Source organism: Pseudomonas sp. GD03903 (assembly GCF_029840045.1).
In the GTDB taxonomy this organism is placed as follows: Bacteria; Pseudomonadota; Gammaproteobacteria; order Pseudomonadales; family Pseudomonadaceae; genus Pseudomonas; species Pseudomonas pseudonitroreducens.
This window is the reverse complement of the sequence record NZ_JAOCBT010000004.1, coordinates 54635-78727: the sequence shown is the minus strand read 5'-3', so window position 1 is coordinate 78727 and position 24093 is coordinate 54635. Positions and strand designations below refer to the sequence as shown.

Annotated in this window: 29 protein-coding genes; 25 read left to right on the top strand and 4 right to left on the bottom strand. The window is 66.3% G+C overall.

The genetic code is table 11. The annotated features are described in order from the left end of the window. The first annotated feature begins 1 nt into the window (after position 1). The 12 genes from fliI (at position 2) to N5C91_RS07315 (ending at position 9558) form a co-directional block, all read left to right on the top strand. A complete protein-coding gene (gene fliI / locus N5C91_RS07370) occupies positions 2-1333 on the top strand; it encodes a flagellar protein export ATPase FliI (RefSeq protein WP_236172154.1) in 1332 nt (443 codons plus the stop codon). Beyond that, positions 1333-1755, top strand: coding sequence for a flagellar FliJ family protein (locus N5C91_RS07365; protein ID WP_279828731.1), 423 nt, complete (start codon positions 1333-1335; stop codon positions 1753-1755). Before fliI ends, N5C91_RS07365 begins: the two co-directional genes overlap by 1 nt. Before the next feature lie 181 nt (positions 1756-1936). Further along, positions 1937-2221, top strand: a complete 285-nt coding sequence (gene flgM, locus N5C91_RS07360) for a flagellar biosynthesis anti-sigma factor FlgM (RefSeq protein WP_236172152.1) — start codon at positions 1937-1939, stop codon at positions 2219-2221. Next, on the top strand, positions 2218-2658 hold the full coding sequence (locus tag N5C91_RS07355; RefSeq protein WP_279828730.1) for a flagellar protein FlgN: 441 nt from the start codon (positions 2218-2220) through the stop codon (positions 2656-2658). Before flgM ends, N5C91_RS07355 begins: the two co-directional genes overlap by 4 nt. 472 nt (positions 2659-3130) lie before the next feature. Then, positions 3131-4480, top strand: a complete 1350-nt coding sequence (gene fliD, locus N5C91_RS07350) for a flagellar filament capping protein FliD (RefSeq protein WP_236201586.1) — start codon at positions 3131-3133, stop codon at positions 4478-4480. Further along, a complete protein-coding gene (gene fliS, locus N5C91_RS07345; protein WP_236172149.1) occupies positions 4477-4875 on the top strand; it encodes a flagellar export chaperone FliS in 399 nt (132 codons plus the stop codon). Before fliD ends, fliS begins: the two co-directional genes overlap by 4 nt. Then, the gene (locus N5C91_RS07340; RefSeq protein ID WP_236172148.1) at positions 4859-5176 is read left to right on the top strand and encodes a hypothetical protein; all 318 of its coding nucleotides are present in this window, start codon (positions 4859-4861) and stop codon (positions 5174-5176) included. Before fliS ends, N5C91_RS07340 begins: the two co-directional genes overlap by 17 nt. A 3-nt stretch (positions 5177-5179) precedes the next feature. After that, positions 5180-6334: a flagellar hook-length control protein FliK gene (locus N5C91_RS07335; RefSeq protein WP_279828728.1), complete on the top strand. Its 1155-nt coding sequence runs from the start codon at positions 5180-5182 to the stop codon at positions 6332-6334. A gap of 44 nt (positions 6335-6378) precedes the next feature. After that, positions 6379-6867 carry a flagellar basal body-associated FliL family protein gene (locus N5C91_RS07330; protein WP_279828727.1) on the top strand — a complete coding sequence of 163 codons (489 nt, stop codon included), beginning with the start codon at positions 6379-6381 and terminating at the stop codon, positions 6865-6867. 6 nt (positions 6868-6873) lie between these two features. Then, complete coding sequence (locus N5C91_RS07325; protein ID WP_279828726.1) at positions 6874-7635, top strand: FliA/WhiG family RNA polymerase sigma factor; 762 nt, start codon at positions 6874-6876, stop codon at positions 7633-7635. A gap of 13 nt (positions 7636-7648) precedes the next feature. Continuing rightward, positions 7649-8521, top strand: coding sequence for a flagellar motor stator protein MotA (motA, locus tag N5C91_RS07320; protein WP_236172144.1), 873 nt, complete (start codon positions 7649-7651; stop codon positions 8519-8521). Beyond that, positions 8518-9558 carry an OmpA family protein gene (locus N5C91_RS07315; RefSeq protein WP_279828725.1) on the top strand — a complete coding sequence of 347 codons (1041 nt, stop codon included), beginning with the start codon at positions 8518-8520 and terminating at the stop codon, positions 9556-9558. Before motA ends, N5C91_RS07315 begins: the two co-directional genes overlap by 4 nt. A 6-nt stretch (positions 9559-9564) precedes the next feature. On the opposite strand, the gene N5C91_RS07310 is transcribed toward N5C91_RS07315, so the two are convergent. The 3 genes from N5C91_RS07310 to lafA form a co-directional block, all read right to left on the bottom strand. Further along, on the bottom strand, positions 9565-10050 hold the full coding sequence (locus tag N5C91_RS07310; RefSeq protein ID WP_279828724.1) for a hypothetical protein: 486 nt from the start codon (positions 10048-10050) through the stop codon (positions 9565-9567). Beyond that, positions 10038-10877: a winged helix-turn-helix domain-containing protein gene (locus N5C91_RS07305; protein WP_279828723.1), complete on the bottom strand. Its 840-nt coding sequence runs from the start codon at positions 10875-10877 to the stop codon at positions 10038-10040. The genes N5C91_RS07310 and N5C91_RS07305 overlap by 13 nt, the downstream gene beginning before the upstream one ends. A gap of 290 nt (positions 10878-11167) precedes the next feature. Further along, positions 11168-12007, bottom strand: a complete 840-nt coding sequence (gene lafA, locus N5C91_RS07300) for a lateral flagellin LafA (protein WP_236172140.1) — start codon at positions 12005-12007, stop codon at positions 11168-11170. A 321-nt stretch (positions 12008-12328) separates the two neighbouring features. On the opposite strand from lafA, the gene N5C91_RS07295 reads away from it, so the two are divergent. The 6 genes from N5C91_RS07295 to N5C91_RS07270 all read left to right on the top strand — a co-directional run bounded on the left by N5C91_RS07295 (position 12329) and on the right by N5C91_RS07270 (position 18132). Continuing rightward, positions 12329-12949, top strand: a complete 621-nt coding sequence (locus N5C91_RS07295; protein ID WP_236201580.1) for a CDP-alcohol phosphatidyltransferase family protein — start codon at positions 12329-12331, stop codon at positions 12947-12949. A 65-nt stretch (positions 12950-13014) separates the two neighbouring features. Next, the gene (locus N5C91_RS07290) at positions 13015-14772 is read left to right on the top strand and encodes a bifunctional alpha/beta hydrolase/class I SAM-dependent methyltransferase (protein ID WP_279828720.1); all 1758 of its coding nucleotides are present in this window, start codon (positions 13015-13017) and stop codon (positions 14770-14772) included. Continuing rightward, entirely contained in the window at positions 14772-16121 is a 1350-nt protein-coding gene (locus N5C91_RS07285; protein WP_279828718.1) for a phosphatase PAP2/dual specificity phosphatase family protein, read from the top strand. The genes N5C91_RS07290 and N5C91_RS07285 overlap by 1 nt, the downstream gene beginning before the upstream one ends. After that, positions 16111-16557, top strand: coding sequence for a hypothetical protein (locus N5C91_RS07280; RefSeq protein ID WP_169935124.1), 447 nt, complete (start codon positions 16111-16113; stop codon positions 16555-16557). Before N5C91_RS07285 ends, N5C91_RS07280 begins: the two co-directional genes overlap by 11 nt. A gap of 14 nt (positions 16558-16571) precedes the next feature. After that, positions 16572-17201, top strand: coding sequence for a lysophospholipid acyltransferase family protein (locus N5C91_RS07275; RefSeq protein ID WP_279828717.1), 630 nt, complete (start codon positions 16572-16574; stop codon positions 17199-17201). A gap of 1 nt (position 17202) precedes the next feature. After that, a complete protein-coding gene (locus N5C91_RS07270; protein WP_236201576.1) occupies positions 17203-18132 on the top strand; it encodes a phosphatidate cytidylyltransferase in 930 nt (309 codons plus the stop codon). A gap of 162 nt (positions 18133-18294) precedes the next feature. On the opposite strand, the gene flgA is transcribed toward N5C91_RS07270, so the two are convergent. Next, the gene (gene flgA, locus N5C91_RS07265) at positions 18295-19011 is read right to left on the bottom strand and encodes a flagellar basal body P-ring formation chaperone FlgA (protein ID WP_279828716.1); all 717 of its coding nucleotides are present in this window, start codon (positions 19009-19011) and stop codon (positions 18295-18297) included. 167 nt (positions 19012-19178) lie between these two features. Between flgA and flgB the strand changes: the two genes are divergently transcribed. From flgB to flgH, 7 genes are read left to right on the top strand one after another with little or no spacing between them, the layout of a single operon-like run. Continuing rightward, positions 19179-19544 carry a flagellar basal body rod protein FlgB gene (gene flgB / locus N5C91_RS07260; RefSeq protein WP_236172133.1) on the top strand — a complete coding sequence of 122 codons (366 nt, stop codon included), beginning with the start codon at positions 19179-19181 and terminating at the stop codon, positions 19542-19544. Between the two features lie 4 nt (positions 19545-19548). Then, positions 19549-19977 (top strand): flagellar basal body rod protein FlgC, encoded by a 429-nt coding sequence (flgC, locus tag N5C91_RS07255; protein ID WP_236201574.1) that lies wholly within the window; start codon positions 19549-19551, stop codon positions 19975-19977. Next, positions 19977-20648 carry a flagellar hook capping FlgD N-terminal domain-containing protein gene (locus tag N5C91_RS07250; protein ID WP_279828715.1) on the top strand — a complete coding sequence of 224 codons (672 nt, stop codon included), beginning with the start codon at positions 19977-19979 and terminating at the stop codon, positions 20646-20648. Before flgC ends, N5C91_RS07250 begins: the two co-directional genes overlap by 1 nt. A gap of 35 nt (positions 20649-20683) precedes the next feature. Continuing rightward, entirely contained in the window at positions 20684-21871 is a 1188-nt protein-coding gene (gene flgE / locus N5C91_RS07245) for a flagellar hook protein FlgE (protein ID WP_279828713.1), read from the top strand. A 9-nt stretch (positions 21872-21880) separates the two neighbouring features. Next, positions 21881-22609 (top strand): flagellar basal body rod protein FlgF, encoded by a 729-nt coding sequence (locus N5C91_RS07240; protein ID WP_279828712.1) that lies wholly within the window; start codon positions 21881-21883, stop codon positions 22607-22609. Between the two features lie 27 nt (positions 22610-22636). After that, positions 22637-23422, top strand: a complete 786-nt coding sequence (gene flgG / locus N5C91_RS07235) for a flagellar basal-body rod protein FlgG (protein ID WP_024766305.1) — start codon at positions 22637-22639, stop codon at positions 23420-23422. 2 nt (positions 23423-23424) lie between these two features. Next, positions 23425-24087, top strand: a complete 663-nt coding sequence (gene flgH, locus N5C91_RS07230; RefSeq protein WP_037016153.1) for a flagellar basal body L-ring protein FlgH — start codon at positions 23425-23427, stop codon at positions 24085-24087. The last annotated feature ends 6 nt before the right edge of the window (positions 24088-24093 follow it).

Here is a 24093-nt window from a genome sequence, read left to right as displayed (position 1 = left end):
GATGGCCCTGGGCGACGGCTTCAAGCTCGAAGAAGCGCTGCGTTCGCTGGACTCGGTCCAGCTGGCGCGGGTCAGCGGTCGCCTGGTGCGGGTCTCGGGCCTGCTGCTGGAAAGCCTCGGCTGCCGCCGCATGACCGGCCAGCGTTGCTACGTGGAAGTCGCCGACGGCGAGCGCCTGGAGGCGCAGGTGGTCGGCTTCAACCGAGACATCACCTACCTCATGCCCTTCAAGAAGCCCGTCGGCCTGACCTCCGGCTCACGGGTCTTCCCGGCGCCGGACGAAGCCGTGCTGCATATCGATCATTCCTGGCTGGGGCGCGTGGTCAACGGCCTCGGCGAACCCCTGGACGGCCTCGGCAAGCTTGCCGGCCGCCACCCGTTGCCTACCGAGCTGCCGCAGGTGAACCCGCTGCGCCGGCGCCCGGTATCCGAGCCGCTGGACGTCGGCGTGCGCGCCATCAATGGCCTGTTGACCCTGGGCAAGGGCCAGCGCGTCGGCCTGTTCGCCGGCAGCGGGGTGGGCAAGAGCGTGCTGCTGGGGATGATCACCCGGCAGACCAAGGCCGACGTGGTGGTGGTCGGGTTGATCGGCGAGCGCGGCCGCGAGGTGCAGGAATTCATCCTGCATTCCCTCGGCCCGGAAGGCCTGCAGAAGGCCGTGGTGGTGGTCGCACCGGCCAACGAGTCGCCGCTGATGCGGCTTAAGGCCACCGAGCTGTGCCACAGCATCGCCGCCTACTTCCGTGACCAGGGCAAGGACGTGCTGCTGCTGGTGGATTCGCTGACCCGCTATGCCATGGCCCAGCGCGAGATCGCCCTGGCCCTGGGCGAGCCGCCGGCCACCAAGGGTTACCCGCCATCGGTGTTCGGCATGCTCCCGGAGTTGGTGGAAAGCGCCGGCAATGGCGAGGGCGAGACGGGTAGCCTGAGCGCCATCTACACCGTGCTGGCCGAAGGCGACGATCACCAGGACCCGATCGTCGACTGTGCCCGCGCCATCCTCGACGGGCATATCGTGCTGTCGCGCCGGCTGGCGGATGTCGGGCATTACCCGGCCATCGATATCGGCGCTTCGGTGAGTCGCTGCATGAGCCAGGTGGCCGATCCGCTGCACCTCTCCGCGGCGCGCCAGTTCAAGGAATTCAGCGGCACCTATGAGCGCATCAAGGAGCTGATCCCGCTGGGCGGCTACACGCCGGGCATGGACGTGAAGACCGACCGCGCGGTGCAGCTGGCGCCGATGCTGGAGCGCTACCTGCGCCAGGAAACCGCCGATGGCGCCGAGCTCGGCAACAGCGTCGCGACCCTGCAAAGCATCGTCGGTGGCCGCTGATGAAGGCGCAGATCGATATGCTCGGACGCCTGGCCGACGTGCGCGGCGGCAAGGTCCGCGAGTTGCTCGGGCGGGTCAACTACCAGCAGAACCTCTGCCAGCGCTACCGCAACAACATCACCGGGCTCGACCGCCTGTGCGGCTTCAGCGTGGCCACCAGCACACCGCTGCAGCGGCACAACCAGCAGCAGTACAAGGCCACCCTGCACAAGATGCTGCAATTGCAGCGCCGCGAGCTGGAAGTCGCCGAGCAGGCCCTCGCGCGTATCCAGGGCGAACTGCTGGCGGCCATGCGCAGTGAGAAAGTGCTGGCTCAGGTGATCGAAACCAGGATCGGCCAGTGGCAGGCGCAACTTGCGCAGCAGGAGCAGAAAATCCAGGATGGCCTCGCCGCGCAGTCCTGGTGGCGGGCGCGGGCGTAAAGGGAATGGCGGATAACGCGTTCCGCGTTATGCGCCCTACGATGGGGCTTCGAACCGTAGGGCGAATAACCGCTTGCGGCTATCCGCCGTCCGTGTGGCGAACTCGAAACACGGCATTTAAGTTTTCCCGCGGGGCGGTCGCCCTCTGGGGGAAAGGCCCAAAAACATTCGGATACCGACCATGGAAATCACCCGGCAACTGACCAGCGTCGCGCTGGCCACCAGCGAGTCCGCCAAGAGCGCGCGCAGCGAGCGCGTCGCCCCGCTGGCGGAGACCGCCGCCAGTGCGCCGGTCAGCGATTCGCTGCGCCTGGACGAGATGCAGGAAACCCTGCGCGCCATGCCCGACGTGGACCAGAGCCGCGTCGCGGAAATCCGCCGCGCACTGATGAATGGCGAACTGGGCAACGACACCAGCGTGCTCGCCACCAGCATCCTCTCCTACCATCGCGGCAGCGACGCATGACCCAGCGCGCGCGGCTGTTGCAGGTGGTCGAGCAGGACATCCAGCAGGATGGCCGCGATTGCCTGGCGCTGCGCGAACGCCTGCAGGAGCTGTATCGCCACCTGCTGGCGCGGGACAGTGCGCAGATCGAGGCGCTGAACCCGGACATCCAGGCACTGCTCGAAGCCATCGCCGGCCGCGCCCAGCGCCGCAGCCGCGTGCTGCGCGCCTTCCATCTGCCGATGGACGCCGACGGCATGCGCACGCTGCTGTCCAACTACCAGCCGCCACGCCGCGAAGAGCTGCAGCAGGAGTGGTTGCAGCTGGGGCAGCTGACCGCCCAGTGCAAGCGCCTCAACGAGCGCAACGGCAAGCTGCTGGCGATGCACCATGACATCCTCAGCCAACTGCTGGGCGATCCGCGCGAACAGCCGGTGTATTCGCGGCAGTCCTACTGATCCAAGCCTTACCTTTCGGTCGCGGTTTTTCCCGGCAGGCTCTGTTCGCGAGCAAGCTCGCTCCTACAGCTAATGTCGACGCGCTCTTCGTAGGAGCGAGCTTGCTCGCGAACCGCACAGCGCCATGACCACCGCGAACGGAGTGCGCCCCGCGATCTGTTCCCTCTCCCTCAGAAGCGCGGCACCTAGCCAGGGTTGGGGTGAGGGAGGCACCGGCACGTGAGTTCGGCGATGGCCGCTGTGCCTCCGTAAAACACCCCGTCGAAACCCCTTAACGAATCCCTCCCCACGGTCGCCCTTCCTCTGCATCAGGGCGCGCTTGCGGCAGGCGGAAATGCCGCTTCCCGCTGCGCGCCAAACCACGCCGGGCGGAAGTTCACCTTCTCCCTGGGAAACCCGCAAAGCCTTGAACGGCGGGCCTTACGGCATTGGCACCGTAATTGCTCCTTCGGCTACAAAGAGGTGGATTCAGATGGCGACCATAGATTCCGATTACGTCAAGCAGATGGCCCAGCAACTGGCGACGTACGATGTGCAGAGCGGGCTGAACAAGGCTGACCGCAACAAGGCTTCGTACCAGTCGCAGCTGACCGCCGTGACCTCGCTGGAAACGGCACTGAAGACCTTCTCCACCGCGGTGAAGGGGCTGCAGGGCACCACCGGCAGCAACACCAGCATGCTGATCAACAGTGCCAAGCTGAGCAAGGACGGCTATCTCACCGCCACTGTCGGCAAGAGCGCCGTCGCCGGCCGCTACGACTTCTTCGTCGAGCAACTCGCCAGCAGCCACCAGCTGTCCTTCTCCGGCTTGCAGAGCGGCGACATCGACACCCAGGGCACCCTGACCCTGAGCCAGAACGGCAAGTCCTTCGACATCGACCTGAGCAAGATCGATACCGACGGCGACGGCAGCAATTCCATGGATGAGCTGGCCGCGGCGATCAACAAGGCCACCGACAACACCGGCGTGAAGGCCACCCTGGTGCGCAGCAACGGCCAGGTCTCGCTGGTGCTGGGCGCGGAGAAGTCCGGCGCGGAAAATGCCATCAGCCTGTCGCTGAGCGGCACCGACGGCGCCAACAGTGCCTTCGAGAATGCCATCGGCAATCCGCAGGAACTGTCCAGGGCGCAGGACGCCCGCGTCCGCCTGGGCGGCGAGAGCGGCATGCTGCTGACCAACGCCAGCAACACCTTCGACAACATCATCGATGGCGTCAGCGTCACCTTCACCCAGGCGCAGAAATCCGGCGAGCAGCCGATCTCCATGACCATCTCCCAGGATCAGGGCGAGACCAAGAAGAAGGTGCAGACCTTCATCGACGCCTTCAACGCCCTGGCCAGCCAGATCGACAGCCTCACCGCCTCCGGTGACCAGAGCGGCAATTCCCGTGGCGCCCTGGCCGGCGACTCCAGCGTGCGGGCCATCGAGAACAGCCTCAACCAGATGCTGCGTACCACCTTCGGTGGCGCCAACCTGATCAGCTTCGGCATCAGTGCCGACCGCAACGGCAAGCTGACCCTGGACTCGACGCGCTTCGAGAAGGCCATCGCCGCCGACCCGGAAGGGCTGGACAAGCTGTTCATGGGCAAGGGCAACCTGCTCGATAGCACCGACAAGGCGCTGTCGCTCTACACCAGCAGCGTCAACGGCGTACTGAAGAACCGCAAGGAGTCGCTCAACAGCAGCCTGAAGCGGGTCAACGATGACTACGACAACCTGCAGAAGCAGTACGACACCTACTACGCGCGCTACCTCAAGCAATACACCTCGATGATGCAGACCATGCAGTCGATGGACCAGACCAGCGGGATGTTCGGATGAGCGCCTACGGCATGAATGAAAGCTACGACAGCTACCGGATGATCGACCTGGAAGCCAAGGCCGCGTCGTCCTCGCCCTACGAGCTGGTGCTGGTGCTGTTCGACGGCCTGCTCGACGAACTGGCCCGCGCCCGTGGGCATATCGAGCACAAGCGCTACCAGCAGAAGGGCCGTTCCCTGGAGAAGTGCCTGAATATCCTCAACGGCCTCAACGGCGCTCTCGACTACGAGGGCGGCGGCGAGACCGTGCAGGGCCTGGCGCGCCTCTACGACTACTGCATCTACCGGATCTCCGACGTGAGTATCTCCCTGGATGTCGCCGGCATCGATGAAGTGGTGCGCCTGCTGGGCATCCTGCGCGAAGGCTGGGAGGGCGTGAGTGCCGCCCGTGGATGACCGCCAGCGCCTGCTCCAGCTCTACGAGCGGCTGGGTGCGGCGCTGCAGCGCAAGGACTGGAAAGCCATGGGGCAGGTCGACCTGGCGATCCGTGCGCAACTGGTGGCGATGTCGTCGCAGACCGGGCTGGCGGCCGACGTGCTGTTGGCCAAGAAACACCTGAAGCGCCTGCACGAGCAGGCGTCGCAGGCCTGCGCCGAGGAGTGCGAGCGCCTGCGCCGGCTCCTGCTCTCGCACCTGGAATACGCCGAGGGACGCTCGGCGTACATGCAGGTGGATACGTACCAGGAGGGTCGATAGACCGTGATCCAGTTGCCGACCCAATCACTGCCGACCACCGACCGTGCGGCACGCCCGGTGGCCGAGGCGCGTTCGCAGGACTCGCGCCGCGACGGCGCCGACAGTGCCGCTGTGGCGGGATTTCGCGCGCAGCCGCCGGCACAGTCGAATGCCGGTGAGCGGACCATCAGCGTGCAGTCGTTCCTCGCCCAGTTCGATACCGCGCAGGCCGAGGAACCGGTGCAGCAAGCCACGGCTGCGCTGCCGCCGGAGGCGTTAGCCGCTGCTACCCGCGACGACGATACGCAGGGCCGGGCAAGCGAAGAAGCATCGCCCTCTGGCGCGGAAAACTGGCTCGCCGGCATGCTTGGCCAGGCCGGGCTGGTGGTGCAGGCACGGGATAACCCGGCGGCCCGGACCCACGCCCAGGTGGCCGGTTTCGCCACCCAGGCCGTGGATGGCCAGGCGCAGCCGGCGCCCGTCGCAGTGAAGCCCGAAGACGTGCTGCTGCCGCCCGCCGACCTGCCCGAAGAGCCGGCCGCACCCACGCAGCCGGCACCGCGCGAGGCGACCCAGAGCCAGGCGCAGACGTTGCTGCAACAGCACCTGGCGGCTGCCGTACAGACCCCGGAATCCGCCGTACCGACGTTGCCCACCGGCACGCTCGACTCGCGTCTTCCGGCGACCGACAGCAGCACGCCAGCCTCGTCTGCTGCACCGGCGTCGCCGCTGTTCGACAAGCCGCTGCACCTCAAGGGCGGCAACGAGGCCCACTGGGGCGAGCAGATGGTCAGCGCCCTGCGCGACAACGTCGAGCTGCAGCTGGGCCAGCGCGTGCAGAACGCGACGATCCGCCTCGACCCGCCGGAGCTGGGCGCCATGGAAATCCTCGTGCGCCACGAAGCCGGCCAGCTCAACGTGCAGATCTCCGCGTCCAACGGCGACGTCGTGCGCCTGCTGCAGAACACCAGCGAGCGCCTGCGCCAGGAGCTGGTCGGGCAGAACTTCCTGCAGGTCAACGTGCAGGTTTCCTCCGATTCGCAGTCCGGCCAGCAGGGCCAGCAGAACCGCCAGCGCTTCGCCGAGGAACAGCCCGCAGTCGCCGCCAACCCGCGTGATGCGCAGGCGGCCGGGCGCTCCGCGGCGCATGGCGACAGCGATGTACTGATTACCGTGTAGGCCGCCTACGGCCCGCACTCCCACAGGATTTTTCGAGAAACCCCATGTCCACGCCGCGTCTCGTTCTACTGATGCTCATCGTGAATATCGCCGTCGTGCTGGGTGGCGTGTTCGTCAATTACCAGATGATCAAGTCCGCCAGCCTGGCCCCGGCCGCCGCAACCGCCGACAAGGACGGCGGCAAGGACGACACCAGGGAGGAGGAAGAGCAGGAGAGCGCCGAATACCTCTTCGTGCCGGTGGAGAAGATCATCGTCAGCTCCCGTGGCGAAGACCGCGAGCACTACTTCGTGATCGACCTGGTGCTGCAGGCCAGGGCCGAGCAGGAGCGCAAGAAGCTGGAGAGCGTCGCCCCGATGGTGCGCAGCTCGGTGGTCGCCAACCTGACCCCGGAGAAGTTCGAAGTGCTGCGCGCCATGCCCATCGGCGAGGTGCAGGCGCGCCTGGAGAAGGCGGTGATCGACGACTTTGCCACGCGCAAGGTGGTGGTGCCCTTCGAGCACGTGATGCTCAGCAAGATGATCGTCCAGTAAGCCGACATGCACGCCCTTCTCGATTCCGCACCCGGCTATGCCGCCGGCGCCGCTGGCTACGACAGCGCGGAAGGCGGCCATGCGCGGCTGTCGCCGGCTGCCGAGCAGCGCTGGATGATGCAGTACCTGCCACTGGTGCGGCGCATCGTCAGCCAGCTGTCGCTGCAGGCCAACCAGGTGCTGGACCGCGAGGACATGGAGCAGATCGGCCTGATGGGCCTGCTCGAGGGGCTGCGTCGCTACGGCGAGCCGGACGAGCAGTTCGGTCGCTTCGCCGCGCTGCGTATCCGTGGTGCCATTCTCGATGAGCTGCGCCGCCAGGACTGGCGCCCGCGCCAGGTGCGCCAGCAGGCACACAAGGTGCGCGATGCGATCCGTGCGCTGGCGCGCCAGCTCGGCCGCGTGCCCAGCGACGAGGAAGTGCTGGCTGCCACCGGCCTCGACGAGGCCGGTTACCAGGATTACCTGCGCGCCGAGTCCTCCGAGGCCATCGAGAGCTTCGACGCACTGCTGCAGAGCGGCCATGACGGCGTGCAGGGCAGTGGCGATGCACTGGAGGAACGGGTGCTCAAGGAGCGCCTGCTGGCCCAGGCGCTGGAACGCCTCAACGAGCGCGAGCGGTTGATCCTCAACCTGTATTACCAGCACGAGCTGAACCTCAAGGAAATCGCCCTGGTACTGGGGCTGACCGATGCACGCATCTGCCAGCTGATGAAGCAGGCGATCGGCAAGTGCAGCCGTTTCCTCAACGACCCCGACACCCTTTGAAGAACCCATAACCATGCAGAAAATCATCGGCGCCCTGATCATCATCGCCTGCGTCCTCGGCGGCTACGCCATGGCCCACGGCGAATTGCGCGCGCTCTGGCAGCCGGCGGAGATGATCATCATCCTCGGCGCGGGCCTGGGCACCCTGGTCGTCGCCAACCCGCGCGAAGTGCTGCTGGAAATGTGCTCGCAGATCAAGGGCGTGTTCGTCTTCAAGCGCCGTGGCGAGGAGTTCCAGCGCCAGCTGCTGATGCTGCTCTACGAGCTGCTGGAAATGGTCGACGTCGGCGGCCTGAAGGTGCTCGATGCGCACATCGAGGAGCCGGAGCAGAGCGATCTGTTCGCCCGTTATCCGCTGATCCTCCAGGAAAAGAACCTGATGGCGTTCATCGCCGACAACTTCCGCCTGATGGCCATGGGCAAGATCAGCGCCCACGAGCTGGAAGGCTTCCTCGAGCAGGAGCTGGACGCGATGGAGCATGCCCTGCTGCAGCCGTCCAAGTCGCTGCACAAGGTTGGCGAGGCGATGCCTGGCTTCGGCATCCTCGCGGCGATCCTCGGCATCATCATCACCATGGGCAACATCGGCGGTTCGGTGGCCGAGATCGGCGCCCACGTGGCCGCGGCCCTGGTGGGGACCTTCTTCGGCATCTTCGTCTGCTACTGCCTGATGGACCCGCTGTCCAACGCCATGGCGCAGCGCGTGAAGACCGAGCTGTCGGCACTGGAGTGCGTGCGTACCACGCTGGTTGCCCACGTCGCTGGCAAGCCCACGCTGCTGGCGGTGGACGCCGGGCGCAAGCTGATCGAGCAGGACGTCAAGCCGGCCTTCAAGCAGCTGGAGACCTGGGTCACCCGCTATGAGGAAGAGCGGGACGCAGCATGAAGAAACGTGCCGACAAGCACAGCGAAATCATCATCAAGCGCCGCAGCAAGAAGGGCCACGATGATGAACACGGCGGCGCCTGGAAAGTCGCCTTCGCCGACTTCACCCTGGCGATGATGGCGCTGTTCATGGTGCTGTGGATCGTCCACCCGCAGACCGAGCCGCAACCGGTGGCGGTGGGCGACCAGGATGCCAACCCGGTGGTCGACGGCGGTGCCGGCGTGTTCGATGGCGCCAGCCGCACGCCCGTCGAACTGGACGGCATGCCGCAACCGATCAAGACGCCGGAAAAGCCCGCGCCGCAGCTCGCACTCGACGCTGGCAAGCAGGGCAAGGCCGGCGAGCAGGCGAAGGACGCCAGCGCACAGCAGGACGGCCGCCAGTACGACAGCAACGACGACCTGCGCGAGCTGGCCGAGCTGATCCGCGAGGTGTCCGGCAAGGTCGACGCGCTGGCCAATATCGAGGTGACGGTAGTCCCGCAGGGCTTGCGCATCCTGATCAAGGACGACCAGCAGCGCTTCATGTTCGCCCGTGGCCAGGCCACCCTCGACCCGCATTTCCAGACCCTGCTCGGCGCGCTGTCCGGGGTGCTGGCCAAGGTGCAGAACAAGCTGATCCTCAGTGGCCATACCGACGCCGTGCAATACCGTCGTCCCGATGGCTACAACAACTGGAACCTTTCCGGCGACCGTGCCCTGCGCGCGCGCAACGTGATGGTCGACAGCGGCCTGCCAGCTGCCCATGTGCTGCAGGTGGCGGCCCAGGCCGACGTCATGCCGCTACGCCCGGAAGACCCGGAGAACGGCGCCAACCGCCGCATCGAGATTCTCCTGCTGACCCGCCGCGCGGAAAGCCTGTACCGGGAAATCTTCGGCGAGAGCTATGCGCAGGTGCACTACTCGGCATCGGGCGCAAGGCTCATCGAGCCGCAGCCGCAGCCGCAGCCGCAGCCGCAACAAGCGGAAGCGCCCACGTCAGCGGCAGTCGAGGCACCCGCTTCCGCTGCGACGAGCCAGCCGGCATTGAAACTGTGAGAGGGCTCAGCGGTTGCGCAGGCGCGGACAGAACACCTGGCGTGTCTCCACGCCGTAGAGGCAGCCGCCCAGGGGTTCGAGGGTGATGCGCGCGCCGCGCTGGCGGCCGTAGAGCAGGTTGAAGATCAGCTCGCTGTCCAGGCCGCTGTCGGCCTGCAGGTTGCTGATGCTGTTTTCTTCCACCTGCAACTGGTAGCGCCCGCCGAGATCGTTGCCGACCTGGCCGGAGACTTCGAGGATGTTGGCGTCCTGCTGGATCATCGAATAGAAGCGCCCTTCGTGGAACATGGTGGTCTGGGCGATTTCCAGCACCTTGCCGTTGCCCAGCAGCACCTGGCCGGTGGAGGCGTAGCGGCCGTCGATGGCCGAGGTGCTGTGGGCGTGTTTCCACAGCATGCCCAGCGCCAGGGCCAGGCACATGACGCCGAACAGCGAGATCACCAGGCAGCGGCGGGCCATGCCGGCCTGGCGGCGAAAGGTCAGTTCAGGCACTTGCGCAGCTGCTCCTGGGGAATCCGGGCGACCTGGCTTTCGTGGATCAGCAGCCAGTTGGAATTGCCTTCGGGTTGCACGCAGACCAGTTCGTAGAAGCCCGAGGTCATGTGCAGCATGAGGCCGATGGGGCGGGTGGCTAGGTCGGCCAACTGGTGGGCCAGGGGCCGGGTGTTGCTGATCAGCCGCTGCAGGTCCTGTTCGTTGTCTTCGACGTAGGTGATCTGCAGGGTGCCGAAATTCTGTTCGGCGGTGCGCACCGGACTGCGTACCTGGGTGTAGTAGAAGGCGCCGGAGAGGACCAGGAGCCCGAGGATACACAGGCTGGCGGCGGCGAATTTCAGGCGCCGCAGACTTGGCGGCCGCAACCCTGGTGCAGGGACTGCGCGATCCAGCGGAATGGCTTCCGGCGTGGCGTCGGTGACTTCCGCATCCGGTTCGCCAGCCGGGCTGACCAGGTACTGCGGGTTGAACATGTAGCCGCGGCGCGGCAGCGTCTGGATGATCTGCCGCTGCTTCTCGTCCGCCAGCACCTGGCGCAGGGTATAGATCTGCTGGTTCAGGCTGCCCTGGCCGACGACGCGGTCAGACCACGCATGGGTCAGCAACTCATCGCGCGCGACCACGTCTCCCGGGCTCTGCAGCAGGCGCTCGAGCACGCGGCTGCCGGAAAAACCCAGGTCGATACGCTCTACCTGGCCATCACGGTCGAGGTCGAGTTGATAGAGCGCGGGGTAGAACTGCGCAACGCAATCGGAACGCCCGGTCCGGAGGGTCAGGCAGGCGATCGGCCGACTGTCCGGCAGCGTGGAAGTGAGTGTGTTCATCTTGCCCTTGCGAGCCGCTCCCTTGACGGTCGCGGGGAAACTCCATTTGTCCATGGAGGCAGAGGCATTATTTTGACGTCAGAAAAATGTGGGTGCAAGTTCTGAATTTTGCACACTCGTGCTTGCTATTTTCATACAAGCCTTGAAAGCACTGGCGCAGAGCGGCTGCGCCGCGACTGCTAGTCGCAATGCCGCCTGTCAGCGTACCCGCAGACAGCACAACGCCCCGCACGGGCGGGGCGCTGTCGATTCAGGCTACGCGAGGCGGGCCGCCTCGCGCAGGCCGGGCCTTAGCCCAGCAGGCCCATGATCATGCTGGGCATCTGGCCCGCTTGCTTGAGCATGGAGATGCCGGACTGCATCAGCATCGAGCTCTTGGTCATGTTGGCGGTTTCGCTGGCGAAATCGGCATCCATGATGCGGCCCTTGGCCATGTCGGTGTTGTCCTTCATGTTGGCCAGGTTGTTGGAAGTGTGGCCCAGGCGGTTGATCGCGGCACCGAAGGCAGCGCGGGTCTTGCCGACCTGGTCCAGGGCATCGTTCAGGCCGGTGATCGCGGCAGCGGCGCCGGCTTTCGGGTCCAGGGCCTGGACGGTGGTGCCCAGCGCGGTGACGGTGGCGGCGATGTCGGTGTCGGCGGCGGCAACGGTCATGACTTCAGCGGAGTCGGAGCCGATCTGGAACTTGATGTCGGCTGCCAGCTTGCCGCCGGTGCCGAACAGGCTGTCGCCAGCGTACTTGGTGTTGGTGACGATGTTGGTCAGCTCTTTGCCCAGCTCGTCGAACTCGGACTTCAGGGCGTCCAGGTCCTTGTCGGAGTTGGTGCCGTTGGCGGACTGGGTGGCCAGGTCCTTCATGCGCTGCAGGATGTCGGTAGCTTCGCTGAAGGCGCCTTCGCCGGTCTGCAGCATGGAAACGGCGTCGCTGGTGTTGCGCATGGCAACGTTCATGCCGCGGGTCTGGGCGTTCAGGCGGGTGGCGATCTGCAGGCCGGCAGCGTCGTCGGCGGCGGAGTTGATGCGCAGGCCGGTGCCCAGGCGCTGCTGGGAAGTAGCCAGCTGGCCGTTGGTCTTGCTCAGGCTGGTCTGGGTGATCAGGGAGGAGTAGTTGGTTTGAATCGACAAGGCCATGGTGGACTTCCTGTATGAGCTGAATGAAGCCGGCGTTGTGCCTGCTGAAGGGGTAAGGCGACAGCTCGCGAAGAAGGATTAAGGCCGGGCGAAAAAAATTTGGCGCGGGGAATCCGACGATGCCGGCGGTCGCACCGCTGACAGCATCAGCCTACGCCGTGTGCCCTGCTGCCTAGGATCGGTCATCTATGTTGTTGAGACATATCTGACAGCCCTGGCGCCGGGGTGCGGCTAAGCTCCCTGGTCCACAAGGCTGTGGATCGTTCGTTCGAACCGCTCGTTCCGAACCCTGCCCTGTTCCGAACTATGAGAAGGAACCTCATGATCTCCGTCTACCAGCTCAAGTCCCGCTTCCAGAACCTGCTCCGCCCCCAGGTCGCGCGTCTCAACCAGCGCGGTGTCACCGCCAACCAGGTGACGCTGGCCGCCTGTGCTCTCTCGCTGCTGGTTGCGCTCTGCGTCGCGCTGCTGGCCAGCCACGCCTGGATATTCCTGCTGATCCCCCTGTGGATGTTCCTGCGCATGGCGCTCAACGCCATGGACGGCATGCTCGCCCGCGAGTTCGGCCAGCAGTCGAAGCTGGGCGCCTACCTCAACGAACTGACCGATGTGATCGCCGACAGCGCGCTGTACCTGCCGTTCGCCCTGCTGCCGGGCGTGACCCCGGCGCTGGTGCTGTTGGTGGTCCTGCTGGCGCTGATCAGCGAGTACGCCGGGGTGCTGGGCGTGATGGTCGGCGCCTCGCGGCGCTACGACGGGCCCATGGGCAAGAGCGACCGCGCGTTGTGCTTCGGCATCTTCGGCGCCGGCGTGGCCAGCGGCTTGCTGCCGCTGAACTGGCTCGACCCGTTGCTGATGCTGCTGGCGCTGCTGCTGGTGCTGACTATCGTCAACCGGGTGCGCCAGGGGCTGGCCGAACAGAAGGAACAACAGGCTGGTTGAACCAGGGCCTGTCACGTCAGGAAGGGGACAGGACTGTCCCGCAAGCCATCGAAACAGAGGAAGTTATGCGCGAGTCTTCGAATCACCATTTCATCACCCACGACGGCGTCGAGCTGTTCTATCGCCACTGGCCGGCGGTGCCCGCCAACGATGAGCCGCGTCGCGCGATCGTGCTGTTCCACCGTGGCCACGAGCATTCCGGGCGCATCGGCCATCTGGCCGATGAGCTCGACCTGCCCGGCTTCGATGTCTTCGCCTGGGACGCCCGCGGCCATGGCCAGTCGCCTGGCGCACGTGGCGACAGCCCGAGCTTCGGCACCAGCGTGCGTGACGTGCAGACCTTCGTCGAGCACCTCGCTGCGACTCACGGTATCGCCATCAGTGACATGGCCGTCGTGGCGCAGAGCGTCGGCGCCGTGGTCGCGTCCACCTGGGTCCACGACTACGCCCCGCCGATCCGCAGCCTGGTGCTCGCTTCGCCGGCGTTCAAGGTCAAGCTCTACGTGCCCTTCGCCCGGCCGGGCCTGAAACTGGCGAGGGCCTGGCGCGGCAACTTCTTCGTCAACAGCTATGTGAAGGCGAAATTCCTCACCCACGATCCCCAGCGCATCGCCTCCTATGACAGCGACCCGCTGATCGCCAAGGCGATCTCGGTGAACGTGCTGCTGGGCCTGTATGAGGCCGCGGACCGCGTGGTAGCGGACGCACAGGCGATCCAGGTGCCGACCCAGCTGCTGATCTCCGGCTCCGATTTCGTGGTACACCGCAAGCCGCAGCAGCGCTTCTTCGACAACCTCGGCACGGCGCGCAAGGAACTGCACATCCTGCCCGGTTTCTTCCATGACACCCTCGGCGAGCTGAACCGCGAGCAGGCAGTGAGCCGCGCGCGGCGCTTCATTCTCGAATGCTTTGCCCGCGCGCCGGAACGCCCGGACCTGCGCGACGCCGACCGCTTCGGCTACACCTGCGCCGAAGCCGAAGCGCTGGCGACCCCGCTGCCCAACTGGTCGATCCGCGACCTCTACTGGCGCGCGACCCGCGCCAACATGCGCCTCGGCCGGCTGCTGTCGGACGGCATCAACCTCGGCTTCCAGACCGGCTTCGATTCCGGCAGCACGCTGGACTACGTCTACCGCAACCAGCCCGCTGGCGCGGGGCCCGTGGGGCGGATGATCGACCGCACCTACCTGGAGTCCGCCGGCTGGCGCGGCATTCGTCAGCGCAAGGTACACATCGAGGAATTGCTGCGCCTGGCCATGGCCAGCCTGCGCGAGCAGGGCCGCGAGGTGCGCATCCTCGACATCGCCGCCGGCCACGGGCGTTACATCCTCGAAGCGCTGCAGGGCGTCGAAGCGCTGCCGGAAAGCTTGCTGCTGCGCGATTACAGCGAACTGAACGTGCGCGAAGGCTCGGCGCTGATCGAGCGCCTGGGGCTGCAGGAGCGTGCGCGCTTTGTCCAGGGCGACGCCTTCGATGGCGCAGACCTGGCCGCTGTCGAGCCGAAACCGAGCCTGGCGGTGGTCTCCGGTCTCTACGAGCTGTTCGCCGACAACGCCCTGGTCAGCGGCTCGCTGGCCGGGCTCGGCGAGGCGGTCGAGGAGGGCGGCTACCTGATCTACACCGGCCAGCCCTGGCACCCACAGCTGGAGCTGATCGCCCGCGCCCTGACCAGCCACCGCGCCGGCCAGGCCTGGGTGATGCGCCGCCGCACCCAACTGGAGATGGATCAACTGGTCGAGGCGGCGGGTTTCCGCAAGCTGGCCCAGCGCATCGACGAGGACGGCATCTTCAGCGTATCCCTGGCGCGCCGGGAGCGCAGTTGATGGCTGCAGCGATGCCGCCGCGTGACCCCGGTGTGTTTCGTCGGGCGGTGATCTGGCTGCTGTGCCTCGCGCCGTTCTTCTTCGCCAGCTACGGCTTCGCCAACTGGCTGACCGGGCAGCGCGAGACGGTCGGCGTGCTGGTGTTCGACTGGGAGCGCGGCATGCCGCTGTGGCCGTGGACGATCATTCCGTACTGGTCGATCGACCTGCTCTACGGTTTGTCCTTCCTGCTGCCGCGCACCCGCCGCGAGCTGGACAGCCATGGCCTGCGCCTGCTCACGGCGCAGGTGATCGCGGTGAGCTGCTTCCTGCTTTTCCCGCTGCGCTTCAGCTTCGAGCGGCCGGCGCTGGATGGTCTGTTCGGCTGGTTGTTCGACGTACTGATGGGCTTCGACAAGCCATTCAACCAGGCGCCGTCACTGCACATCGCGTTGCTGGTGGTGCTCTGGGCGGCCTACGGGCGCTACGCCAGCGGAGTCTGGCGCTGGCTGCTGCATGGCTGGTTCGCGCTGATCGGGCTGTCGGTACTGACCACCTGGCAGCATCACTTCATCGATGTGCCGACGGGTGCCCTGGCCGGTTTCTTCTGCCTCTGGCTGTGGCCGCGGGAAGGGCGCTCACCACTGGCCTGCTGGAAGCTGAGCTTCGATCCGCGGCGACTTCGACTGGCCGCCTTCTACGCCATCGGCGCGATGCTTTGCGGAGTGTTGGCGCTGAGCGGCGGCATCTGGCTCTGGTTGTGCTGGCCGGCGGTGTCGCTGGCGCTGGTTGCGCTGTGCTACCTGGGCCTCGGCGCGGAGGGCTTCCAGAAACGCGCGGATGGCAGCCAGTCGCTGGCGGCGTCCTGGCTGCTGGCGCCATATCGGCTCGGCGCCTGGGGCAACTCCCGCGCCTGGACGCGCCAGCAGCCGCAGCCCGATGAAGTGCTGCCCGGGCTCTGGCTGGGTCGCCTGCCCGGCACGGCGGAGCGCAAGGCGCGGCCCGAGCTGGGAGTGCTCGACCTGTGCGCGGAGCTTCCCTGCACTGAGCATGACGATCGCTACGCGAGCCTGCCGCTGCTCGACCTGATTGCGCCCAGCGTCGATCAGTGCCGACTGGGCGCCGTCTTGATCGACGAACTTCGCGCGCGCGGTCCGCTGCTGGTCTGCTGCGCCCTGGGTTATTCGCGCAGTGCGACGGTCCTGGCCGCGTGGCTGCTGCTATCCGGCCAGGCGGCCACGGTCGAGGACGCGCTGGCGCAGGTTCGCCGTGCGCGTCCACACATCGTGCTCAAGGCCGAACAACTCGCGGTGCTGGCGCAGGTCGCCGGGCAGCCGCAACTGCCACGAGAGGTGAGTCATGTCGGTTGATCCGAGTCTGATCCTGGTCGCCAGCCTGCTGCGCCGTGGCAGCAGCCTCAATGGCTTGTCCTCCGCGCTCACCGTGCTGGCCCTGGCGCTGGGCTTCTACGGCGTGCTGATGGCCAGCGCCACGCTGGCGTACAGCCTGAGCATGGCCCTGCTGGTGCTGCTTGGCCTGGTGCAGAAGTTCTACGCCATGCGCGTGGCGCTGGACGCCGATCTGTTCGAAGCCATGGCCAATGCCGGTGACGCGCTGCCGGAGAAAACCCGGCAACTGGACGACGCGCTGGCCACCTATGTCGGAGTGCCCGCCGAACTGTCCGGTCGCACCTGGATCGACCGCAGCCGCGGCGCGCTGAAACTCCTGCGCCGGCAGGTAATGCTCTGCGCTGCGCAGTGGCTCGTTGCGCTGCTGTGCCTGATCGCCCTGACCTTCCAATCCTGAGGAACGCCCCCGCAATGCTGGAACGACTCTTCGCCTACGCCATCATCGCCGGCGCCCGCGCGGTGACCGGCCTGCGCAGTCTGTGGATCGGCACCACGCCGACTCCGGCGCAGCGCATCTATTACGCCAACCACAGCAGCCATGGCGACTTCGTGCTGCTCTGGGCCTCGCTGCCGCCTGAACTGCGCGCGCGCACCCGCCCGGTCGCCGGGATGGACTACTGGGGCAAGGGCGGCCTGCGTGGCTTCATCATCAACCGCGTATTCCATGGCGTGCTGATCGACCGCACGCGCGGTGCCGAGGGTGGCAACCCGCTGGAGCCGGTGGAGCGCGCGCTGGCCGACGGCGACTCGCTGATCCTGTTCCCCGAGGGCACCCGCAACCTCGACGAGGAAGTGCGCCTGTTGCCGTTCAAGAGCGGCATTTATCACCTGTCCAAAGCGCATCCGCAGGTCGAGCTGGTGCCGGTTTGGCTGGACAACCTCAATCGTGTGATGCCCAAGGGCCGCGCACTGCCGTTGCCGCTGCTGTGCACGCTGAGCTTCGGTGCACCGCTGGCGGTACAGGAAGACGAGGTCAAGGAAGCCTTCCTCGAACGCGCCCGCGAGGCGCTGTTGAAACTCGCCGCGCCGGAGGGTCGCTGAAATGAACCAGACCTGGCTGCTATTCGCTGGCATCGGCGGCATCCTCGTCCTTGCCTCGCTGGTTGGCGCGGTACTGCGCTGGAAGGCGCCACCGGGACCGCACGCGGTGATCGACAACCTCAACGCGCGGATCAACGCCTGGTGGGTGATGGTCGCGGTGATCGGTTGCGCTTTCGCCCTCGGCTACTGGGCGGTGATCCTGTTGTTCTACGGGGTGTCCTTCTACGCCCTGCGCGAGTTCCTCACGCTGATGCCGACCCGGCGCAGCGACTATCCAGCGCTGGTGGCGGCGTTCTACTTCGTGCTGCCGATGCAGTACCTGCTGATCGGCATCCAGTGGTACGGGCTGTTCTCCATCTTCATCCCGGTCTATGTGTTCCTCCTGCTGCCGATCCTCGCTTCGCTGGGCGGCGACTCCAAGCACTTCCTCGAGCGCGCCTCGAAGGTGCAGTGGGCCTTGATGCTGGCGGTGTTCTGTATCTCCTACGTGCCGGCGCTGCTGACCCTGGACATCGAGGGCTACGAGGGGCGCAACCTGCTGCTGATCGCCTTCCTGGTGATCGTCGTGCAATTGTCCGATGTACTGCAGTACGTCTGCGGCAAGCTCTTCGGCAAGCGCAAGATCGCGCCGAACCTGTCGCCGTCGAAGACCCTGGAAGGTTTTGTCGGCGGCGTGGCGCTGGCCACGCTGATCGGCGGCGCATTGTACTGGATCACGCCCTTCTCCTTCTGGCAGGCGCTGCTGATCGCGCTGATGATCAACATCCTCGGCTTCTTCGGCGGCCTGGTGATGTCGGCGATCAAGCGCGACCGTGGGGTGAAGGACTGGGGCCACATGATCGAAGGCCACGGCGGCATGCTCGACCGCCTGGACTCGGTGTGCTTCGCCGCGCCGGTGTTCTTCCACTTCGTGCGGTACTGGTGGACCTGATGCACCGGCCGTGCTCCTGCTCGGCGGATAACGCTGGCGCGTGTTCGCCGATGGGCACGCCGTAGGATGGCGTGGAGCGAAGCGATACCCATCGCTGTTCCGTCACAGGTGCCGATGGGTATCGCAAGCTCCACCCATCCTACGTAAAGCGTTCGGCAGCACTCAGAAGATACTGCTCACCTCTCCCGAGGCCATCACCTTCGCCTCGATGATCTTCTGGCTGCGCAGGTTCTTCACGCGGATCACGTCGTCCTGCCTGCCGTTGGCCAGCGCCTCGCCCACCGCGCTGGCCTGGATGCCGTCCTGGCTGGCGACGATCTTCACCTGCTGGCCGCGCCGCACCAGTAGTGCGCCATCGAGCAGCGCCGGTGTCAGTGGCTGGCCGGCACGGATGCGGCGGCGCGCGGTCTTGCCGGTGACCTCGGCGATGTCGGTGAAATAGCCCCGCGAACTCTTGCCCAGCTCCACCGGCGCGAGCTTGAGCTGTGCTGCGTCCAGTGTCTGGCCGCGATCGATCTCGCCGTTGGCGACCACGCTTGGCAAATACACCGTGGGCTGGCTGATGATGGTCACCGGCCAGCCGGCTTGCCCGCTGCAGGAGGCTTCGAAGCGTCGCCGCGCAGTGGCCGCCGCAGGCGTTTCAAGCGCGCGCAGCTGCGGGCCACCAGGGCAGGCCGCCAGCTTGCCAAGGCTGCTGGGCAGGTTGTTGTTCACGGTGAAGGTCATGCCCTTCCAGCCGGCTTTGCGTGCGGCTTCCTTCAGTTCGGTGGCGACCTGCTGCTGCGCGGCGGCGTCGACTTGCGCACGCGCGTCCTGGGCTTGTACCAGGGCCGGAAGCAGGAGGAGGAAGCAGGCGGAAAGCGCCTTTCCGCATCCCACCGCAGGGTGCGTCGAAAGCGGAAAAGCCGCGTTGCACGCGCTGTTTCTTCCTGCAGGTAAAGCCTTGTAAATCAACGACATGAAGCGATTTTCCGGGGTGGGCATGCTTTGTGCTCTATCGCTGCGCACACCGAAAGATGGCCGAACGACGAGAGTGGGTGCTTCGAATGAGTATACGGTTTGACGAGACCCTGGGTCTGCACGAGAGAGCCCTCTCGCTGCACATGCAGCGCAGCGAAATCCTGGCCTCCAACCTGGCCAACGAAGACACCCCCGGCTTCAAGGCGCGCGACATCGACTTCGCCGCCGAGATGCGCCGCCAGGATCATCCGTCGGCCCTGCTGGCCAGCGCCGGCGCGCAATCGATGGAGCTGAAATACCGCATTCCCAACCAGCCTTCCCAGGACGGCAACAGTGTCGAGCTGGCTACCGAACAGGCGGAGTTCTCGCGCAACGCGATGGATTTCCAGACCAGCCTGACCTTCCTGACCATGAAATTCCGCGGCCTCAAGCAGGCCATCGAGGGACGCTGACGCCATGGCATTCGATTCCATCTACCGCATCGCCGGCTCGTCGATGAACGCGCAGACCGTGCGCCTGAACACCGTGGCCAGCAACCTGGCCAACGCCGACTCCGCCGCCGCCAAGCCCGACGACGTGTACCAGGCGCGCAAGCCGATGTTCGCCGCCGTCTACGACAACGACCAGCTCACCCGTGGCGCCGGCATGGGCGGCGCCCATGTGCAGGTGCTCGACGTGGTGACGTCCGGCCGCTCGCCGCAGCGCCGCTACGAGCCGGGCAGCCCGCTGGCCGACGCCACCGGCTACGTCTACTACCCCGACGTCAACGAGATCGAAGAGATGACCGACATGATGTCCGCCACCCGCAGCTTCGAGACCGGCGTGGAAGTGCTCAACCGGGTCAAGAGCATGCAGTCCAGCCTGCTGAAACTGGGAGACGCCTGATGAGCACGGTGAACAACGACACCAGCGGCAGCAGCACCAACGGCACCTCGTCCGGCACGCCCAAACAGTCGGTGAATCTCGGCGAGATGGGCGACATGGAGAACAGTTTCATCACCCTGCTGGTCGCCCAGGTGCAGTACCAGGACCCGACCAAGCCGGTAGACAGCACCGAGTTCATCAACCAGTACTCGGCCATGGCGCAGGTGAAGAGCATGCAGAACATGACCACCCTGCAGCAGAACAACCTGGTGCTGATGGACAACCTGCAGACCCTTACCGCCGCCGGCCTGGTCGGCCAGGAAGTGAAGGTCAGCGCCGACAGCCTGCAACTGGACGGCGACAAGGTCAGCGGGCAGATCAACCTGGAACACGCCTCGGCCACCACCGTGCTGCAGCTCACCGATGCCAACGGCGTGCGCACCGATATCCCCCTCGGCCCGCAGGAGCCGGGCGCCGTGCCCTTCACCGTGGACCCCGAAGCGCTCGGCCTGAAGCCGGGCAAATACACGCTGGCGGTGAAGACCGAGAGCGGCGAGACGCCGGGCGTCGAGGTCTCCGGCCTGGTGCACAACGTTCGCGTCAGCGCCGACGGCCCGGTGCTGGAAGTCGCGGGCGCCGGTTCGGTGCCGTTCTACAAGATCGTCGAATTCAGTCAGGGCCAGGCCGCCTGAGCGCCTGTTTCCCACTCTTAGGATGAGCTAACGCCATGAGCTTCAACATCGCCCTGACCGGCCTCAACGCGGTCACCCAGCAGCTGGACACCATCAGCAACAACATCGCCAACTCCGGCACCGTCGGCTTCAAGTCCTCACGCACCGAGTTCGGCAGCGTCTACGCCGACAGCAAGGGCATGGGCGTGGAAGTCACCGGTACCACCCAGAGCATCAGCCAGGGCGGTTCGCTGGTGTCCACCAACCGCGCACTGGACCTGGCCATCTCCGGCGGCGGCTTCTTCGTGGTCAAGAGCGGCAACGGCGACACCCAGTACACCCGCGCCGGCGTGTTCGGCCAGGACAAGAGCAACTTCCTGGTCAACGCCACCGGCCAGCGCCTGCAGGGCTACCCGACCGACGCCGCCGGCAACCTGCTGGTGGGCACCGTCTCCGACCTGCAGGTGAAGACCGCCAACCTGCCAGCCAAGGCCACCGACAAGCTGGAGTTCGTCGCCAACCTCGACTCCAACGAGAAGGTGCCCACCGTTGCGCCGTTCGACCCGCAGAACGTGGCGACCTACAACTCCACCTACACCAGCAAGATCTACGACTCGCAGGGCAAGGAACACACCCTGACCCAGTACTTCGTGCTGACCGGCAGCAACACCTGGGACGCGCACTACGCGGTGGACGGCAATGCCGTCGGCGCGACCCAGTCGCTGAGCTTCGCCCCGGACGGCTCGCTGTCCACGCCGATCGCCGCGGTGCCGGTGAGCTTCAACCTGCCGGGCGTCAACCCGATGAACATCGCCCTCGATTACACCGGCACCAGCCAGTACGGCTCCGACTTCGTCGTCACCACCAACCGCACCACCGGCTACGCCGCCGGCGAGCAGACCGGCATCGCGGTGGAGAACGACGGCAAGGTCTACGTCAACTACAGCAACGGCCAGCGCATGCTGCAGGGCCAGGTTGCGCTGGCCAACTTCGTCAACAGCGGCGGCCTGCAGAACCAGAGCGGCACCGCCTGGACCGAGACCTCCGCCTCCGGCGCCGCACTGATTGGCGTGCCCGGCATCGGCCAGTTCGGCTCTCTCTCGGCCGGCAACCTGGAAGGCTCCAACGTCGACATCACCCAGCAACTGGTGGGCCTGATGGAAGGCCAGCGCAACTACCAGGCGAACACCAAGGTGATGACCACCGACAAGGAACTCACCCAAGTGCTGTTCTCGGCCATCTAAGGAAACCCCATGGATCGTCTCGGCTACACCGCGATGACGGCGGCCAGCCGCAGCATGTCTGCGCTGGACATCCGCGCCAACAACCTGGCCAACGTCAACACCCCCGGCTTCCGCGCCGACCTGGAGCACGCCACCGCCGTCGACGTGAGCGGCGCCGGCTACGACAGCCGCCACCTCGCGCGCATCGAGAGCAGCGGCGTCGACATGAGCGCCGGCACCCTGATGGCCACCGGGCGCGACCTCGACGTCGCCATCCAGGGCAGCGGGCTGCTCGCCGTGCAGAGCGGCAACGGCGAGGCGTACACGCGCCAGGGCAACCTGGAGATCGACGCCGACCGCCAACTGATGATCAACGGCCGCGCCGTGCTCGGCGAGGGCGGCCCGATCACCCTGCCCGAGTACGACGCCATCGCCATCGGCAGCGACGGCACCATCTCGGTGATGCCGCGCGGCGATTTCATGATGACCGACGTCGACCGCCTCAAACTGGTGGACGCACCGGCCGCGTCGCTGGTGAAGAACGCCCAGGGCCTGCTGGTCAGCAAGGACGGCCAGAACGTCGCCGCCAGCGACGACGTCCGCCTGGTCTCCGGGCACCTGGAGCAGAGCAACGTCTCGGCCATCGACCAGCTGGTGGGCACCATGAGCCTGAACCGACGGTTCGAGAGCCAGGTGAAGATGATGAAGGCCGCCTCGGACCTCGCCGAGGCCGGTGAGCGCATGATCCGTGGCGCGTAACGCGCGGCGCGCAGACAGGAGCACAACATGAGTTCGGCACTTTGGGTCAGCAAGACCGGCCTGGCGGCACAGGACACCGCGATGTCCACCGTGGCCAACAACCTGGCCAACGTCAACACCGTCGGCTTCAAGAGCGACCGCGCGGTGTTCGAGGACCTGTTCTACCAGGTGCAGCTGCAACCCGGCGCCCAGGCTGACCAGGTCAACACCGTGCCCTCCGGCATCCAGCTGGGCAGCGGCGTGCGCGTCGTCGGCACGCAGAAGGTGTTCACCGAAGGCAGCATGCAGACCACCGGGCAACCGATGGACCTGGCCATCGTCGGCAGCGGCTTCTTCCAGGTCGAGGCGCCCAACGGCGACACCTACTACACCGAGAACGGCCAGCTGCAGCTGAACAACGAGGGCATGGTGGTCAACGCCCAGGGCCTGCCGCTGACGCCGAACATCGAAGTGCCGGCCGGCGCCAGCCGCTTCACCGTCGGCAGCGACGGCATCGTCACCGCCATCCTCCCCGGCGAGACGCTGCCCACCGAGCTGGGCCAGATCACCCTGGTCAGCTTCACCAACCCGGCCGGTCTGGAAGCCCTGGGTGGCAACCTCTACAAGGAAACCGCCGCCAGCGGCGAGCCGCAGGAAGGCACGCCGGGCGAGGAAGGCCTGGGCACGCTCAAGCAGGGCGTGCTGGAAGGCTCCAACGTGCAGGTGGTGGAAGCGATGGTGAACATGATCGCCATCCAGCGCGCCTACGAGGCCAACGCCAAGGTGCTCGACGCCGCGTCGGGCATGCAGCAGTTCCTCAACCAGACGGTCTGACCATGACGCGCCTTGCCCTGCTGCTCGCCCTGGCGCTGCTCGCCGGCTGCCAGAGCTTCAACGAGATGCTGCCGGACGAGGACTCCTCGCTCTACCAGCCGCCGGAGCTGGACTACAGCCTGCCACCGACCACCAGCGGCGGGCTGTTCCGTTCCGGTTACGGCGGTTCGCTGCTGCGCGACAAGCGCGCCATCGGCGTCGGCGATATCGTCACCGTGGTGCTCAGCGAGTCCACCCAGTCGAGCAAGAGCGCGGGCACCAGTTTCGGCAAGAAATCCAGCCTGGACGTGCCGGTGCCGACCATCCTGACCAAGGAATACGGCGGCCTGGAAACCTCCGCCACGGCCAACCGCGACTTCAATGGCTCGGCGAAAAGCTCGCAGCAGAACACCCTCACCGGCTCCATCGCGGTGACCGTGCACAAGGTGCTGCCCGGCGGCGTGCTGCTGGTGAAGGGCGAGAAGTCGCTGCGCCTGAACCAGGGCGACGAGTTCATCCGCCTCACCGGCCTGGTGCGCCTGGACGACATCAACCGTGCCAACCAGGTGTCCTCGCAGAACGTCGCCAACGCGAAGATTTCCTACGCCGGGCGCGGCGTGCTCAACGACAGCAACTCGGCCGGCTGGCTGACGCGCTTCTTCACCCATCCGCTGTTCCCGATGTAAGCAGGC